Raw genomic sequence first — 15,637 nt, forward strand, 5'->3', positions numbered from 1 at the left:
TTTTAGGTTTCATTAACCTATCGGGCTTGTTTTATTCAGTTAATGCCCAAATATAAATAGACATAAACAGATAATAAGAGATGTCACATGGTTGAGAAGAAGTTGTGTTTTATCGGGGCAGGAAACATGACCCGCAGCATTACCAGCGGGTTAGTAAAAAGCGGCTATACTCCGTCACTCATTCACGCGACGAACCCCAGCGTCGGTAAATTAAACGACCTGAAGCGGGACCTCAATATTCAGGTTTCACATAATAACCTGGCAGCGGCCAAAGAGGCCGATGTCATCGTCTTAAGCGTAAAACCCCATTTTATGCAGGCCGTATGTGAAGAACTCGGTACCCTCGACCTATCAAAAAAGCTCGTTATCACCATAGCCGCTGGCATTACCGCTAATCGTTATAATGATTATTTCGGACAAGAGATCAAACTTATCCGTACTATGCCCAATACACCGACTCAAATTGGCGTAGGTATGACGGGGCTATATGCCGGCGACAACATCTCAGAAGAGCAAAAGCTGTTCTGTGAACAACTGATGTTAAGTGGTGGCAAAATCGTCTGGGTAGAGAAAGAGGAGGAGCTGAATCAGGTTATTGCCCTGGCGGGCAGCTCTCCTGCATATTTCTTTCTGTTTATGGAATCCATGATAGCTAACGCAACCAACTCAGGCATGGATGAACTCAAGGCTCGGGCCTTAGTTCAGCAAGCCGCGCTTGGAGCAGCCGAAATGGTAATTCAAAACCCACAGCTTTCTGCCGCGCAATTAAGGGAAAATGTCACCTCTAAAGGAGGTACCACGGCTCAGGCGATTGCCGCCTTTGAATCTGGTAATATCAGAGGACTGGTGAGCAAAGCTATGGATGACTGTGTCGCCCGCGCCCAAGAGATGGCTGAGCAATATTAATTTCGATAGTACTAACCTTCAACATTATATAATAGAGCATACTTATGAATGCATTAAGTTTTTTAATCAGTACCGTTTTTGATCTTTACCTGATGGTTGTAATTCTCCGAATTTGGCTTCAACTCGCTAAGGCCGACTTTTACAACCCATTCAGTCAGTTTATTGTAAAAGCGACCCATCCGATTGTCGCACCTATGCGCCGTATTCTCCCCTCCATTGGTGGGTTTGACACGGCATCGGTATTACTTGCCCTTATGGTCGTCGTTGCTAAGTTTGTTATCCTCAGCCTTATTGCCGGCGCAGCCATCGATATCCTAACAATTTTGTTAGTTGCCGTTGTTTCTGTCTTCAAAGAAGCTGGAGTACTGCTCTTCTGGATGCTGATCATTCGAGCCATATTAAGCTGGATTAGCCAAGGTCATAACCCTATTGAGATGGTTATGGGGCAGTTAACCGAACCTTTCCTCTCACCAATACGTCGCATTCTTCCTCCTATGGGTGGCCTGGATCTTTCATTGCTTGTAATGATGATCATCCTTAACTTCGTCAATATCTTGTTAGCCCAATATGTACCTTTCTGGGCAAACGTATAGTGCTTCCAGCCTCCAAGCAGCAGGATGACCTGCTGCTTAACCTCTATATTCAACCCAAAGCCAGTCGGGATCAGATTGTAGGGATCCATGGAGAGGAGCTTAAAATTGCCATCACGGCACCTCCGGTCGATGGTAAGGCGAACGCTCACCTCATCAAGTACCTGTCGAAAGCCTTCAAAGTACCTAAGGGAGATATCGTGATCCTCAAGGGACAATTAGGCAGACATAAACAGGTAAAAATACTTTCCCCCAGGCTTATCCCTGAGATCATTAACGCACTGTTGTAGATGTTTTTGTAACAAAATGAGTGGTATAACTGTGTTTAATGATGTAAACATCTATACTTTAGTAATCCACGATAGAACGGATAACACAGGAGCCGGTCATGTTCAGAGCTATTTTATCAGCACTAATTCTCACTCTCGCCTTTGTCGGGAATGTTTCTGCAGAACAGAAGCAGAAGGTAGGTAATTTCGATATTCACTATGTAGCCTTTGGCAGCACATTTCTCACTCCCACTATTGCTAAGTCATACGGAATCAAACGCAGTAGTTACACCGGGATAATCAATGTTTCTGTGCTCGACACCAACCAAGACGGCAATCCCCCTGTTGCAGTTGAAATTTCAGGCATTGCTAATAACCTTCTCGATGCCCGTATCAACTTACAGTTCAGGGAGATCCGTGAAGCTGATGCTATCTACTATGTCGCAGAGGTCCCCTACCGTGATGATCAGGAGATCAACTTTAAAATCGCAATCAAATATCAGAATAAACTCAATACACAGTTGAAGTTCAAACAGAAGTTCTATGTAGAGTAGAGTTTGTTCCTGGCTAGCTCTGTCACTTTGGATTTAACCGATTAGTATTTTTCAATAACCTCCTGCGGGAGGTTATTTTTTATCACTCACACTCGTGGCATCTAGTTTCAGCGATTTCCCGTGATCATGACTACCGTTTCCCTCTGTGCTTAGTTATCATTGCGCCCAACTATTGAACTCCATTCTTTTAAAGGTATCTCATGGATAAATTTGTCCTCGCCAGCGGTAACAAAGGCAAGCTTAAAGAATTTTCAGAAATATTTTCTCAATATGGTGTAGAGGTACTTCCTCAAAGCCAGTTTAATGTCGAAGAGGTTCCAGAAACAGGCACTACTTTCGTCGAGAATGCCATTATTAAGGCGCGTCATGCAGCTGAAGTTACCGGACTAGCGGCAATTGCCGATGACTCAGGACTCGAAGTTGATCTGCTGGATGGGCAACCTGGAATATATTCGGCCCGATATGCCGGAGAAGACGCCAGCTCCGTCGATAACTATGAAAAATTATTGCAAGCACTGAAAGAAAACAAGAAAGGCAGAACCGCAAGATTTCAATGTATCCTTGTCTACATGCGCCACGCAAAAGATCCTACCCCCATCATCTGCCAAGCATCATGGGAAGGTCAGATAGGTTTCGAAGTCAAAGGTGATAATGGTCATGGCTACGATCCGATCTTTATCCCGGCGGAGCACCAGTGCACCGCAGCAGAGCTTTCCAGTGAAGAGAAAAACCGCCTCAGCCATCGTGGAAAGGCGATGTCACTGTTAATCGATGCAATGCAAAAACAAGGCATACTCATTTAATGCCGGGCAAAACACCACTAAACCTTGATATCTTTAGGGAGCATGAAATTAAGCATCTCCCGAATCGGTTTTCAATGACTCCAGCTTGTTCTATGGGTCTGCGAAACATGAATATATCGACGCAACTGCAAGGCACACTTATATGTTAACTCTCCCTCCACTTAGCCTATATGTGCATATCCCATGGTGTGTGCAGAAGTGTCCTTATTGCGACTTTAACTCCCACGGTCAGCATGGAGAGTTACCGCAACAGGCGTACATTGATGCACTAATCGATGATCTGAAAAACGATATTCAGTATGTTCAGGGGCGAAAATTACATTCGATTTTCATCGGTGGTGGCACCCCTTCATTGTTTGATGCAGCTCAAATCGAAAGGTTGTTGACTCAGGTTTCACTTCTTATCCCCTTCAGCGAACAGATAGAGATAAGCATGGAAGCCAACCCGGGTACGTTAGAGCATGATGATTTCAAAGCCTATTATCAAGCTGGCGTGACGCGACTATCGATCGGTGTACAGAGCTTCTCCAGTGACAAATTAAACTTACTGGGTCGGATACATGATAAAGATGAAGCTAAGGTCGCCGCTCAAAAGGCTTCAGAGGCCGGCTATGACAGTTTTAACCTGGATCTTATGCATGGGCTCCCTAATCAAAGCTTTGATGAGGCTATGGCCGATATCGATACTGCAGCCGCACTTAATCCGCCGCACCTGTCCTGGTATCAGTTGACCATTGAGCAAAATACCTTGTTTCACTCGAAACCACCTCAACTGCCCGATGATGAAGCGCTATGGAAGATCTATGAGCAAGGTCAGAAAAAACTGGCAGGCTTAGGCTATGAGCAGTATGAGATATCTGCTTATGCCAAACCCGGATATCGGTGCCAGCACAATATCAACTATTGGCAATTTGGTGACTATCTCGGTATAGGGTGTGGCGCCCATGGAAAGGTTACCCTTTTGGAATCGAATAAAATAATCCGGACAGTCAAAGTTAAACATCCAAAAGGATATTTGGCTGCAGAGAATTACACCTTCGATCTGACTGAGGTCACAGAAGATGAGAGAGCCCTCGAGTATCTGATGAACCGCTTTCGCCTCATATCTCCTATCCCTAAGAGTGAGTTTGAACAGAGAACCGGCCTATCCCGTACCGTTATCAAAGAAGGCATTGCCAAAGCCAAAGCTAAATCTTTGATAACAGAGAATGAAGAATATTGGGAATTAACTTCAAAAGGTCAGATGTTTGTCAATGAGCTGTTATCACAGTTCTGTTGATTAGCCCCCCATTTCCGGGGAGTTAAAAGTAGTTTTTAGCTCTCCGGAAACATCTGCTAACACTTAGATCAAAACTTTAACGAACAGCTTCATTAGGATTAGCCTTCAGTTTTTAAAATAACAAGAAGACTAAAACAGGTCCTAATTATGCCTATAAGAACAAAAACCTGCATACTCGCCCTGGCTTTAACCACCATTATCGGTGGCGCAGCCATTGCTACCCCTTCACAACATCCTCTCAGCCCTGGCGAACCCAAGGCTCAAAAAGCTGAAAATGAGTCAGAGAAGGCTAACGCACTGTTTGAAAGTATCTTCATGGAAAATGTGATGCAGAGCCCGATATCTCAGACTCATTTAGGTATCAAGACTGACTATGACAAGTGGGATGAGAGAGGTGAAGAAGCCGATTCTAAGTCACTGGCGCGCACGAAACGTCATCTCACACAGCTTGAGCAGATTGATGCCACCAAGTTAGATGAACAAACACGCCTCAGCTTTAATCTCATGCAACAAAAGTTGAGTCAGGAAGTTAAAGACTACAAATGGCGCTTTCATAACTATCCGGTCAACCAGATGCATGGTGCCCACACAATGGTCGCATCTTTTTTAATTAACCAGCACCAGATCGACAGCCACGCCGAGGCCGAGGCCTATATTAGCCGACTCAGGGGAGTGCCGGAATACCTTGTTCAACTGGAGAAAGCACTTCAGATCCGGGCAGAGAAAGGCATTCTTGCCCCACGCTTCGTATTTCCCCATGTCCTATCCGATAGCAAAAACATCATCAAGGGAGCACCATTTGACTCCGGTGAAGACAGCGCAATCTGGGCCGATTTCAAACGTAAAGTAAATCTGCTGGAGATAGAAAGCAAAGATAAGCAGCTACTGTTAAGTGAAGCCAAACAAGCCTTGTTGACTCGAGTAAAGCCTGCTTACGAAGAGCTTATCACCTATATTGAACAACTCGAAACCAAGGCTGATACTCGTGACGGAGTTTGGAAGTTTCCCCAGGGTGAACAGTACTATAACAACGCATTGGCACGTACCACGACAACCGATATGACAGCCGAGCAGATCCACGAGCTGGGTCTGAAGGAGGTCGCTCGTATTCATAACGAGATGCGTGAGATCATGAAGAAAGTGAATTTCGAAGGTGATCTGCCCGCCTTCTTTAAATTCATGCGTGAAGATAAGCAGTTCTATTACCCCGCAACGGATGAGGGACGAGATGCCTATTTAAATCAGGCAATCACGCTTATAGATACCATGTCCTCCCGATTAGATGAGGTATTTAACGTTAAACCACAAGCCCCTATGATTGTAAAACGCGTTGAAGCATTCAGAGAGAAATCGGCAGGTAAGGCTTTTTATAATCAACCTACTCCCGATGGCAGCAGACCCGGCACTTACTATGCAAACCTCTATGATATGGAAGCCATGCCTAAGTATCAGATGGAAGCGTTAGCTTATCATGAGGGGACACCTGGGCATCATATGCAGATAGCCATCGCACAAGAGCTTGAGGGTGTACCAAAATTCAGAAAATTTGGAGGCTATACAGCCTACATTGAAGGTTGGGGGCTATATAGTGAGTTTTTCCCGAAAGAGATGGGACTCTATTCCGATCCCTATTCAGACTTCGGTCGACTCGCGATGGAGCTATGGCGCTCTTGCCGGTTAGTTGTTGATACGGGAATGCATGCTAAGAGATGGACCCGTGAAGAGTCTATCAACTTCTATGTTGAAAATACTCCTAACGCAAAATCTGATGCGATTAAGATGGTTGAACGCCATGTTGTCATGCCATCACAGGCCACAGCCTATAAAATCGGAATGCTAAAAATACTCGAATTAAGGAAGAAAGCTAAGCTGGCACTGGGTAAGCAGTTCGATATCAGAGAGTTCCATACTCTGGTGCTACAAAATGGACCTTTACCATTAGACATACTCGAAGAGCAGATAGATCAATGGGTTTCTCGAGAGGGCCAAGTAAACCAAGGGTAATTGAATCAAATTTCAGTCAATCTGAAAATAAAAAAGCCAGTTGGGAGATCCAACTGGCTAAATCAAAACCTTCAATGCATTTTGAAACTTAATGTAAAAAGTACAAAATCAAAGCTGACTCTTCAAATGATCTATCTTAACGTATTTAGTGGCTTTACTTATTCTTAGTAAATAACACTAATGTAGAGTACAGAAAGACTAATTTTTCACTTAAAGAAAAATACCCCGGTATAAACCGGGGTAAAACCAAAACTAGGATGATGGTTTCAAGGCTGACACTGTTTTAGTTCTTAAACCTCTGCCAGCATCGATTTGGGTTGCATTAATAGCTAGTCTGCATAAATAAATCAAGAGGGGTCATTCTTAACAAACTTATGGGGGTCAGGCCTTCCCAAATCAACTAGTTGCAATTGTATGCTTTTAAGAACAAAGCGCAATAGAAACACAGACACAGTATTAGTACACACTTAATAAGAAGGCGGTATATTACTAATATAAATACATTGTAATTGCATGTTTTAAAAACAAAAAAACCTCACCCTGTCATCAGGTGAGGCTTATCATCCTTTACAGAAAACAATGTTTCCTAAAAATGCTGTAAAATTATACCTTTGATGGATAAGCTATTAGGCATTCAATACCTTACATTTAGCCCCTTTCGGATAGGTCTTTTCCATTTAGAGTAGGGCTACTTCCGCTTGGCATAGAGTTCGGCATAAGGCTCATCCCAATAAGGAGGCGAACCGATATGTCCTTTAATAAAGTCAATGAAAGCGCTGACTTTAGGAGCTAAATGCTTTCTTCTTGGATACACAGCCTGCAGAGGCAGGTGATGAGTTAACTGCCAATCTTGCAATAAGGGAACTAAGGTCCCTTTTGCTACCTCATCTTCAAGCAGGTAACTTGCCAGATATACCACGCCTAAGCCACTGACTGCGGCAGACTTTAATGCGGGGGCATTATCGACTCTGAAATTGCCGGATACACCAATTTCGCAATAATCGTCACCCTGTTTAAATTGCCAGACGCTATGCTCATGCCATTCACCTTGATAAACAAGGCAGTTATGGTCGACTAACTGCTCGGGACGATCCGGTTGACCATGTAACTTGATATATTCAGGAGATGCGGCGAGTAAAAACTGACACTTCATCAAAGGTCTGGCAACCATACCTAATGGCAGTTGCTCAGACATGGTGAGTAGTAGATCTAACCCTTCACTGACAACATCGACTTTATGATCCAGCAGGCTCACCTGTAGTTCCAACTCGGGATGCGTCGTCATAAACTCAGGTAGAGCAGGAATTATATGCATAGTACCAAAGGACTGAGAGATCCCGACCTTTAGTACCCCGCGAGTCGCATCATTAAGATTATGAACACTGGCAATAGCCTGATCGGCATCTCGAAGTAACTCTTCACCTTGGGTATACAATAATTGTCCGGCTTCGGTTAAGCTCAAGCTTCGCGTAGTACGTTGAATAAGCTGAACCCCTAATTTATGTTCAAGATCAGCAACTTGAGTGCTCACCTTGGACTTAGAAATCCCCAATTTCCTTGCTGCGGAACTAAAGCTGCCGGCACGGGCAACATGAGTAAAAATTGCGATAGGTTCCAATAGTTCTAACATGTAAATCGCCTTAAGGTGTTTACGACACTAACAATACTTACATTAAGTAAGGGAAACTGAATTAAACAAATCTTGAAATATTCCATTTAAAACAGTCGCTTATTTTATAAAAGCACACTAGAGTAGAGTCAGACGTCTGACCGAGTCAACTAGCAAAAAGGTCAGTTTTCTTATTTTTTTGTAAGTATACCAAAGATTTGTGCTTTGATTCTAATCCCTATTTTTTTGTCTTAAGTTTTACATCAGAAAATGCTAGGTAATATGGCTTAATTTTGTTGGAAACAGGGAGGAAACTCAATTTTTAAGTGGAGCTTATTTCGGGTGATTTATACCAATCGGTATTACACCTCAAACAAAACGAAAAAAGCCCGTATTCAGATAATACGAGCCTGTTGCATAAATGGTGGGAGGCAACTAAGAGTCCAAGTTTACATTAACACTCTACTCAAGCAGTTTTCTGGCAGGAGCATCAATTAAACGATATTCACTCAGCTCCGGGACTTCTGCTCTCAAGTTTTGCTCCAGGGCTATCAGGTATTGAAAGTTATCACACATTTCATCGGCTCTTTTCTCGAGATCTTTGGTCTGCGCTTCCATTTGCATCTCAATATCTTGGCCTACATTTTCCATTTTTCTAGAGAAAGACTCCATTTTTTGCTCGAAAGAATCGCCATCTCCCGAAAGCATCTCGCTACCTAAGTTAACCATCATAGTTCCCACAGAGCTTCTAACCAGTTCTTCCATCTCCTTTTCAAACTCTTCACCAAAGGTATCTTCAAGCGAAGATTGCGTCGATCCAAGATAAAACTTATCTCCGTGTTGATAGGCAACCTGCTCGACCCGCTCCTCCAGTCCATCCATCATCTCGTCGAGTTTTGCTCCAGCCGCATCTCCAAGTAATGGTGTTAACGCCATACTCGCTGCCGAGGAGGCTATACCTACAGCGTCATGCACCAGTGCGATCACCTCAGGAAGCTGGGTTGAGACCTCTTGCGAATATTGAGTCAATAACGTCTTCTGCTTACTATTTAATGAAACCTCTTTGCCATCCACATAAAGTTTATCGAGTTCGATTCGGTAGACCTCTGAGCGACCTTCACTCACCGTGATCATTTGAGGTTCGACGGCAACGTCATAATTTAGTGCAACCTCACACTGATTATTATCTTGGTACGACTCTGACGAATGCTCCTCATGAGCCGATACAGAGTTAACTACACTCCCCGCAAAAAGAACTGCAGAGATCCCTATAGAAGTTGCTAATTTTCTCATCAAATTTTCCTTAACCTTAATATTCCAGAAGGGTTTTAATAAATGAAAAGAGCTATTATTCACTACAGCAAAACCCGATATACTCAATATAAAAGCACAAGGCGTGCCAAGACTGCAACTAACTGATTACATGGAGATTACAAACGGAGTGAGGAATTTTGCTGTTGGATATTAGTAAATAAAGCCAGTTTTTGGCCAATTTACTAATACCAATCAGTATAAAGATGTGATCGCTCAGCGAGAATTTAGCGCTTCTGAGGCAAGGCCATTCATTGCTCCTGCAGGAATGACATTTACAACATCCATGTTGCTCGCAGCGAGTGAAGAGCATAGTTGTTCTACGTTTAAGCTCGTTAACACAGCATCAGAAGCGCTAAAACTCGCCTTTCAGGAGTGTTTTTGGCTGCCTACTTCATCAAAGAATAACTTCACAAGGGATCACCATTGCATCATCTATTCGCCTTGAATTAGTTTGCCTAAAATAACTCTGAGTAGATCACTTTCTTATACTGATTGGTATAATACCAATCGGTATAATTCTCTGGAAATGAAAGGTTACTAGAAAATGGAACGCCCAAGGCGTTGACAGAACTCTTCAAGTGCTGCGGTTCCTGCGAGTGAGTTACCATTTAAATCTAATTCAGGAGACCAAACACATATAGACATGTCTCCCGGGATCACTGCAATAATGCCACCACCGACACCACTTTTACCAGGCATACCGACTCGATAGGCAAATTCACCAGCGCCATCATATAAACCGGAAGTGGCTAATAAGGCGTTCATTTGACGTGTTTGTACAGGAGAGATTAACTGTTTTCCGGTCAAGCTTTGGCCCCGGTTAGCCAGATATAACATAGCTTTAGACAGATCCGCACAGCTCATACGAATAGCACAATAATGAAAATAACTCCTCAATACGGTATCAACGTCATTGTTGAAATTACCGAATGACTTCATCAGATAAGCAATCGCCGCATTTCTTGCGCTGTGTTCATATTCAGATCTTGCCACCACCTTGTCTGAGACAAGCTTATGATTACCACTGAGGTGACGAATACTTTCAAGCATACGGTGCTTCGGTGCCCCCAACCTGGATTGCAAAAGGTCAGCGATGACTAATGCACCGGCATTAATAAAAGGATTTCTCGGCAGTCCCCGCTCTAACTCCACCTGAACCAGAGAGTTAAACGACTGACCCGATGGTTCTTTGCCTACCCGAGACCAAATTTCATTCTCTTCATATAAAGTTAAAGCCATTGTAAGGCTAAATACTTTTGAAATACTCTGAATAGAAAAGGGCTCGAGATAATCTCCAGCCCCTATAGTAGTTCCATCTATAGTTGTGACGGCTATTCCGATCTTATTTGGATCTACGCACGCAAGGGCCGGAATATAGTCAGCAACTTTTCCCTGTCCAAGCAGAGGCCGAACTTTATCGACCACCTGCTCTAACAAGGCCTGTTCAGGCATTAGCTCCACCAGATATCATATAGATCACTAACGACGACATCAGATACTTTCTGTCCTTCCCAAAATGCAATCGCAGCAGCACGATCATCTTCGGTGCACTTGCCAATATCTTGAGTAGCAATAATACCTTCCCACTCTTTATGACCACCGCCATGGAAACCTAAGTCACGCGGCTCAATCACTTCATCAATAAACTGATCGACTATTGAATCGATCTGCTCTTCAGAAACTGACTCATCAAATGTCCAGTTGATATCGAAACCAAATTCTTGAAACTCATCTACGCGCAATTTTTTACGCAAACGACGACTACGTGTTGCCATTGTAATTCCCACCTTAATTAACGTGATTTTATAAAAAGAGTACAAATAAATATTTGTAACAGTTAATCAACTACAAACTCAGTCGATACGCTCAAACATTATGTCCCATACACCATGACCGAGTCTGTGACCTCTGGCCTCAAACTTAGTGAGTGGTCTATGGTCAGGACGTTCAACCACATCCCCTGTCGGCGACTGGTTCTTATAACCTTCTGCAGCCCCCATCACTTCCAACATATGCTCGCTATAATTTTCCCAGTCCGTGGCAAGATGGAAAACACCACCGGTTTTTAGGGTACTGCGGATCAGTTGTGCAAATTCAGGCTGAACAATACGGCGCTTATGATGACGCTTCTTGTGCCAAGGATCTGGGAAGAAAAGCTGCACTCGAGCAAGTGAGCCCGGCACAATACTATTTTCAAGCACTTCTATAGCATCATGATGGAAGACGCGTAAGTTAGTCACTCCGGCTTCTCCTGCAACACTGAGACAAGCTCCCACGCCAGGTTTATGAACTTCAATACCGATAAAGTTAAGTTCAGGAGAGGCTTTAGCCATTTCAACAAGAGAAGCTCCCATACCAAAACCAATCTCTAGCACTGTATCTGCATCTCTACCAAAGACCTCTTTCAAATCTAGTGGTTCTGGAGAGTAATCAAGACCCATCGCTGGCCAATGTTGCTCCATAGCGGCGGCTTGACCTTTAGTTAATCGGCCTTCTCTTAATACAAAGCTTCTTACTTTGCGAAGGTACTTACCTTCTTCATTAAACTCCGCTGTTGTTACGTCGCTCATTATCGCCCTCGATCTTGGCATGGTTAATAGAAAACTAGGGCATTATCCAAAGATCATCAATCAGTGCAAGCCCAATATACTTAACAGTTCATAAATAAGTGACCAAAGTATACCAAGTTTCACAAACTGTGCGAACGACACTCCCCTATTTCCCCCACTACAGTTCAAACATAGCTTGTCTCTATAAGCCATGATAGATAGACTGCGCGTCATATAATAATGACAACTTTAAATGTGCCTAATATGCCGCCAAACGACTCCAACTCCTCCGGTAGTGCAACTTTCTCTACCCGCATCATCGGCTGGTACGATGAATTTGGCCGCAAACACCTGCCTTGGCAAATAAACAAGACCCCATATAAGGTATGGGTATCGGAGATCATGTTGCAGCAAACTCAGGTTAGTACGGTTATCCCCTACTATCTTAAGTTTATGGAGCGTTTTCCGGACATTCAATCACTCGCCAATGCTCAGCAAGATGAAGTACTACATCACTGGACCGGGCTCGGCTATTATGCTCGTGCACGAAACCTACAAAAGTCGGCACAAATTATTCGCGATGAGCACAATGGCAATTTTCCAACTGAGTTTGAACAGGTGCTTGCGCTTCCCGGCATAGGCCGCTCTACCGCCGGTGCGGTGCTTTCACTCTCATTGGCGCAACATCATCCAATTCTCGATGGCAACGTAAAACGCGTGCTAGCCCGTCATGGTGCTATCGAAGGTTGGCCAGGGAAAAAGACGGTCGAAAATAAGCTCTGGGATCTAACCGATAAACTCACTCCACTACGCGATGTGCAGAAATATAACCAGGCCATGATGGATATTGGCGCTTCGATCTGCTCTCGTTCTAAACCAGCTTGTTCCCAGTGCCCTGTAGCAATCGACTGTCAGGCTCAACTCTCCGGAAGACAAACTGAATATCCGGGTAAAAAACCTAAGAAAATTACACCAGAGAAAAGTGCCTTCATGTTGGTCTTATCAAAAGGCGATGACGCCCTACTGGAGAAACGTCCTCCAGCAGGGATATGGGGAGGTTTATGGTGCTTCCCTGAGTTTCCAAGCCGCCAAGAGCTAGGGTTGTATCTGGTCGAAAATGGGCTAGACTCCGCTAAAATGGAAGATTTACCAGGCTTTAGACATACTTTCAGCCATTTTCATCTGGACATAACTCCAATTTATATTCATGTCGACGGCTGGAGAGATAATCAGATCATGGAAGATAAGCCCTCACTCTGGTATAACTTACCCAATCCCCCTAAAGTTGGTTTAGCTGCAGCAACTGAGCGAATTCTGGCCAGCTTAGGTTCTGTATTAATTAAGGAGTAATCATGGCTCGCACTGTAAACTGCGTCTATCTGAAAAAAGAATCTGAAGGCCTAGGGTTTCAACTATATCCTGGTGAGCTGGGTAAACGCATTTTCGATAACGTCAGCAAAGAAGCCTGGGCTCTTTGGCAATCGAAGCAGACCATGCTTATCAATGAAAAGAAACTCAACATGATGAATGTTGATGACAGAAAGTTTCTTGAAGAGCAGATGATAAACTTTCTCTTTGAGGGTAAAGAGGTAGAGATCGAAGGCTACGTCCCTCAGAAGGATGATGAGTAACTGACACAGCTCTTGCTAACAAGAAACCCAGATTATATATAAAGAGCTACATAACTCTTGTTAACAAGAAGTCCAGACACAAAGTAAATTTCTATCCATCCATGGGAAATTTACATAAGTGTTCCTGACACAAAAAAGCGCCGTTAGGCGCTTTTTTATTAGGGGAAACTGGAGATAAGACTGGAGACAAAGTATGGAAACTTATTTCTTAATTCCTTCAACCACTAAGTCTAAGGTTACATGAGAAGAGGCAGGACCTAGATCCATCTTGATGTCATAGTCTTTTAACGCAAATTCGGTGCTCCCGGTAAAACCGACACGATATCCGCCCCACGGGTCTTGGCCCTCTCCGATGCTATTTGCCTCTATCGCTATCGCCTTAGTTACACCGTTAAGGGTGAAGTCACCATTAAGCAGGAACGCACCATTACCCTGATCGACAACCGAAGTTGAGACAAATGTTGCTTGAGGGAATTTTCCTGTATTTAAAAAGTCAGGGCTACGAAGATGCTTATCACGCTCAGCATGGTTAGAGTCAACACTACTGGTATTAATAGTCACATTGACCTTAGCATCAGATACCTTGTCGGCATCGAAACTGAAGTCCCCCTTAAAATCATTAAAGCGACCCGCGACAAAACTGTAGCCTAAATGGCTTACCTTAAACTGAATTGATGCGTGAGCACCTTCAGTATCAATCACATAATCTGCAGCAGCTGCCGCTCCACTCAGTAACATCGAGGCCGTTAATGCTGTTGCTAATAAACTTTTTTTCATCACTTCTATCCTTCAATTAATATATTATGTTTTCACTATCTTTAACCGGGTAAGGTCGAAACTATTGAGTTTCTAACCTCGCTTTACTTTCACCATTCTTAGTAGGGTTGAGTCTTTATCGACAAAGTGATGTTTTAACGCCCCAAGAGCATGTATCAATGCCAGTCCCATCAGGCTATAGGCTGCATACTGATGTACTAAGCCTGCGATATCGGCCTGGTCATCGATAAATGCACCAAATCCAGGCACTTCAAACCATTCAAATACCCAAATACCACGGCTATCGGCTGTAGAAATTAAGTAACCACTAAGCATGATGAGCAATAACAACAGGTAAATAGCAGAGTGTGCCATCTTCCCCGCCTTCTTCTCCCACGCTTTATGAGTCGGTTCACCCGCAGGCTTAGGATTAAGCTTGCGCCAAATTAATCTGAAGAGCGTAAGCATCAACAACAAGACACCAAAACTCTTATGCAGATGAGGCGCGGTTTTATACCAGGTACTGTAATAAGTCAGATCTACCATCCAAAAGCCCACCGCAAAAAGCCCTAGCACTGCCAGTGCTGAAACCCAATGGATTAATATTGTGATCCTTCCATAGGAATTTGTTGTGTTGCGAAACATAACTAATCTCGTCTATAAACCTTCACTCCATCTTACGTTCTATTTTTAAAACTAAAATATCGAAAAATCGGCGTATAACGCCTACTTTTTAGAACGTTTAATCTTTCCGAGCACCAAAGTTAGTATTTCTATTGATTAAACTGGAGAGTAATTACAATAAGATGAGTTATTTTTAGCCAAAACGAGACTTTGCAGATGAATAAAACAGCTATCATCTGGATACCAGCTCGAGTTTGAACACTAACTAACCGAACAGTTACTGGATTACAAAAAAGCACTTGCAGGAAAAATTACATCGCTATAAGATACGCGCACTCCAAACGAGACGGGTCATAAACAACCTGATTAATACTTCGCTTAGAGTAGATGACTAACACTTAGTTTAGTTGCCCGAATAGCTCAGTCGGTAGAGCAGAGGATTGAAAATCCTCGTGTCCCTGGTTCGATTCCGGGTTCGGGCACCAATATTTAATTTAATAGTTAATAACTATTAAGAAAGATAAGCCGGCATAGCTCAGTTGGTAGAGCAACTGACTTGTAATCAGTAGGTCCCGAGTTCGACTCTTGGTGCCGGCACCACCTTCTTCTTATGAAGAGCGATGAAGCCACTCTTTTGAGTGGCTTTTTTGTTCTGAAATTTAAAAGCAAATAGCTCAAAACTTCAAGAGCTCAAATATAGTTATCAGTAGGTCTCCCCCGCAAGAGCTTCGACTCTTGGTGCCGGCACC

Annotated in this window: 16 protein-coding genes and 2 tRNA genes; 11 read left to right on the top strand and 7 right to left on the bottom strand. The window is 43.4% G+C overall.

Annotated features, from left to right (window positions below):
- The first annotated feature begins 87 nt into the window (after positions 1 to 87).
- The 7 genes from proC (at position 88) to EKG39_RS02775 (ending at position 6,405) form a co-directional block, all read left to right on the top strand.
- Complete coding sequence (gene proC, locus EKG39_RS02745) at positions 88 to 906, top strand: pyrroline-5-carboxylate reductase (RefSeq protein ID WP_126503979.1); 819 nt, start codon at positions 88 to 90, stop codon at positions 904 to 906.
- 44 nt (positions 907 to 950) lie between these two features.
- The gene (locus EKG39_RS02750) at positions 951 to 1,499 is read left to right on the top strand and encodes a YggT family protein (protein WP_126503981.1); all 549 of its coding nucleotides are present in this window, start codon (positions 951 to 953) and stop codon (positions 1,497 to 1,499) included.
- Complete coding sequence (yggU, locus tag EKG39_RS02755) at positions 1,499 to 1,786, top strand: DUF167 family protein YggU (RefSeq protein WP_126503983.1); 288 nt, start codon at positions 1,499 to 1,501, stop codon at positions 1,784 to 1,786. Before EKG39_RS02750 ends, yggU begins: the two co-directional genes overlap by 1 nt.
- A gap of 98 nt (positions 1,787 to 1,884) precedes the next feature.
- On the top strand, positions 1,885 to 2,319 hold the full coding sequence (locus tag EKG39_RS02760; RefSeq protein WP_126503985.1) for a DUF4426 domain-containing protein: 435 nt from the start codon (positions 1,885 to 1,887) through the stop codon (positions 2,317 to 2,319).
- Between the two features lie 200 nt (positions 2,320 to 2,519).
- Positions 2,520 to 3,122 (top strand): RdgB/HAM1 family non-canonical purine NTP pyrophosphatase, encoded by a 603-nt coding sequence (rdgB, locus tag EKG39_RS02765; protein WP_126503987.1) that lies wholly within the window; start codon positions 2,520 to 2,522, stop codon positions 3,120 to 3,122.
- A gap of 142 nt (positions 3,123 to 3,264) precedes the next feature.
- The gene (gene hemW / locus EKG39_RS02770; protein ID WP_126503989.1) at positions 3,265 to 4,401 is read left to right on the top strand and encodes a radical SAM family heme chaperone HemW; all 1,137 of its coding nucleotides are present in this window, start codon (positions 3,265 to 3,267) and stop codon (positions 4,399 to 4,401) included.
- Positions 4,402 to 4,548: 147 nt separating this feature from the next.
- Positions 4,549 to 6,405 carry a DUF885 domain-containing protein gene (locus EKG39_RS02775; RefSeq protein ID WP_126503991.1) on the top strand — a complete coding sequence of 619 codons (1,857 nt, stop codon included), beginning with the start codon at positions 4,549 to 4,551 and terminating at the stop codon, positions 6,403 to 6,405.
- 688 nt (positions 6,406 to 7,093) lie between these two features.
- Here the strand turns inward: EKG39_RS02775 and EKG39_RS02780 are convergent.
- The 5 genes from EKG39_RS02780 to trmB all read right to left on the bottom strand — a co-directional run bounded on the left by EKG39_RS02780 (position 7,094) and on the right by trmB (position 11,898).
- Complete coding sequence (locus EKG39_RS02780; protein ID WP_126503993.1) at positions 7,094 to 8,035, bottom strand: LysR family transcriptional regulator; 942 nt, start codon at positions 8,033 to 8,035, stop codon at positions 7,094 to 7,096.
- A gap of 441 nt (positions 8,036 to 8,476) precedes the next feature.
- Positions 8,477 to 9,307 (bottom strand): YggN family protein, encoded by an 831-nt coding sequence (locus EKG39_RS02785; protein WP_126503995.1) that lies wholly within the window; start codon positions 9,305 to 9,307, stop codon positions 8,477 to 8,479.
- 558 nt (positions 9,308 to 9,865) lie between these two features.
- Positions 9,866 to 10,780, bottom strand: a complete 915-nt coding sequence (glsB, locus tag EKG39_RS02795; RefSeq protein ID WP_126503997.1) for a glutaminase B — start codon at positions 10,778 to 10,780, stop codon at positions 9,866 to 9,868.
- Positions 10,780 to 11,103: a YggL family protein gene (locus EKG39_RS02800; protein ID WP_126503999.1), complete on the bottom strand. Its 324-nt coding sequence runs from the start codon at positions 11,101 to 11,103 to the stop codon at positions 10,780 to 10,782. Before EKG39_RS02800 ends, glsB begins: the two co-directional genes overlap by 1 nt.
- Positions 11,104 to 11,181: 78 nt before the next feature.
- Positions 11,182 to 11,898 (bottom strand): tRNA (guanosine(46)-N7)-methyltransferase TrmB, encoded by a 717-nt coding sequence (gene trmB, locus EKG39_RS02805; RefSeq protein ID WP_126504001.1) that lies wholly within the window; start codon positions 11,896 to 11,898, stop codon positions 11,182 to 11,184.
- A 243-nt stretch (positions 11,899 to 12,141) separates the two neighbouring features.
- Here trmB and mutY point away from each other — a divergent pair, with 243 nt between their 5' ends.
- The gene (gene mutY / locus EKG39_RS02810) at positions 12,142 to 13,227 is read left to right on the top strand and encodes an A/G-specific adenine glycosylase (protein ID WP_126504702.1); all 1,086 of its coding nucleotides are present in this window, start codon (positions 12,142 to 12,144) and stop codon (positions 13,225 to 13,227) included.
- Positions 13,228 to 13,229: 2 nt separating this feature from the next.
- Positions 13,230 to 13,508 (top strand): oxidative damage protection protein, encoded by a 279-nt coding sequence (locus EKG39_RS02815; RefSeq protein ID WP_126504003.1) that lies wholly within the window; start codon positions 13,230 to 13,232, stop codon positions 13,506 to 13,508.
- 201 nt (positions 13,509 to 13,709) lie between these two features.
- Here the strand turns inward: EKG39_RS02815 and EKG39_RS02820 are convergent, their stop codons facing one another.
- Both EKG39_RS02820 and EKG39_RS02825 read right to left on the bottom strand, forming a co-directional pair.
- Positions 13,710 to 14,285 (bottom strand): YceI family protein, encoded by a 576-nt coding sequence (locus EKG39_RS02820; RefSeq protein ID WP_126504005.1) that lies wholly within the window; start codon positions 14,283 to 14,285, stop codon positions 13,710 to 13,712.
- A gap of 72 nt (positions 14,286 to 14,357) precedes the next feature.
- The gene (locus EKG39_RS02825; protein WP_126504007.1) at positions 14,358 to 14,909 is read right to left on the bottom strand and encodes a cytochrome b; all 552 of its coding nucleotides are present in this window, start codon (positions 14,907 to 14,909) and stop codon (positions 14,358 to 14,360) included.
- Positions 14,910 to 15,297: 388 nt separating this feature from the next.
- On the opposite strand from EKG39_RS02825, the gene EKG39_RS02830 reads away from it, so the two are divergent.
- A tRNA-Phe gene (locus tag EKG39_RS02830) sits at positions 15,298 to 15,373 on the top strand.
- A 39-nt stretch (positions 15,374 to 15,412) separates the two neighbouring features.
- Positions 15,413 to 15,488 (top strand) — tRNA-Thr (locus tag EKG39_RS02835).
- Positions 15,489 to 15,637 lie beyond the last annotated feature (149 nt).

The sequence above is a fragment of the Shewanella atlantica genome (assembly GCF_003966265.1).
Classification (GTDB): Bacteria; Pseudomonadota; Gammaproteobacteria; order Enterobacterales; family Shewanellaceae; genus Shewanella; species Shewanella atlantica.

What these genes read in the sequence shown, in the direction of transcription:
- proC (WP_126503979.1), top strand. Translation starts at nt 88, where the DNA reads ATGGTTGAGAAGAAGTTGTGTTTTATCGGGGCAGGAAACATGACCCGC.
- EKG39_RS02750 (WP_126503981.1), top strand. Translation starts at nt 951, where the DNA reads ATGAATGCATTAAGTTTTTTAATCAGTACCGTTTTTGATCTTTACCTG.
- EKG39_RS02760 (WP_126503985.1), top strand. Translation starts at nt 1,885, where the DNA reads ATGTTCAGAGCTATTTTATCAGCACTAATTCTCACTCTCGCCTTTGTC.
- rdgB (WP_126503987.1), top strand. Translation starts at nt 2,520, where the DNA reads ATGGATAAATTTGTCCTCGCCAGCGGTAACAAAGGCAAGCTTAAAGAA.
- hemW (WP_126503989.1), top strand. Translation starts at nt 3,265, where the DNA reads ATGTTAACTCTCCCTCCACTTAGCCTATATGTGCATATCCCATGGTGT.
- EKG39_RS02775 (WP_126503991.1), top strand. Translation starts at nt 4,549, where the DNA reads ATGCCTATAAGAACAAAAACCTGCATACTCGCCCTGGCTTTAACCACC.
- EKG39_RS02780 (WP_126503993.1), bottom strand. Translation starts at nt 8,035, where the DNA reads ATGTTAGAACTATTGGAACCTATCGCAATTTTTACTCATGTTGCCCGT.
- EKG39_RS02785 (WP_126503995.1), bottom strand. Translation starts at nt 9,307, where the DNA reads ATGAGAAAATTAGCAACTTCTATAGGGATCTCTGCAGTTCTTTTTGCG.
- glsB (WP_126503997.1), bottom strand. Translation starts at nt 10,780, where the DNA reads ATGCCTGAACAGGCCTTGTTAGAGCAGGTGGTCGATAAAGTTCGGCCT.
- EKG39_RS02800 (WP_126503999.1), bottom strand. Translation starts at nt 11,103, where the DNA reads ATGGCAACACGTAGTCGTCGTTTGCGTAAAAAATTGCGCGTAGATGAG.
- trmB (WP_126504001.1), bottom strand. Translation starts at nt 11,898, where the DNA reads ATGAGCGACGTAACAACAGCGGAGTTTAATGAAGAAGGTAAGTACCTT.
- mutY (WP_126504702.1), top strand. Translation starts at nt 12,142, where the DNA reads ATGCCGCCAAACGACTCCAACTCCTCCGGTAGTGCAACTTTCTCTACC.
- EKG39_RS02815 (WP_126504003.1), top strand. Translation starts at nt 13,230, where the DNA reads ATGGCTCGCACTGTAAACTGCGTCTATCTGAAAAAAGAATCTGAAGGC.
- EKG39_RS02820 (WP_126504005.1), bottom strand. Translation starts at nt 14,285, where the DNA reads ATGAAAAAAAGTTTATTAGCAACAGCATTAACGGCCTCGATGTTACTG.
- EKG39_RS02825 (WP_126504007.1), bottom strand. Translation starts at nt 14,909, where the DNA reads ATGTTTCGCAACACAACAAATTCCTATGGAAGGATCACAATATTAATC.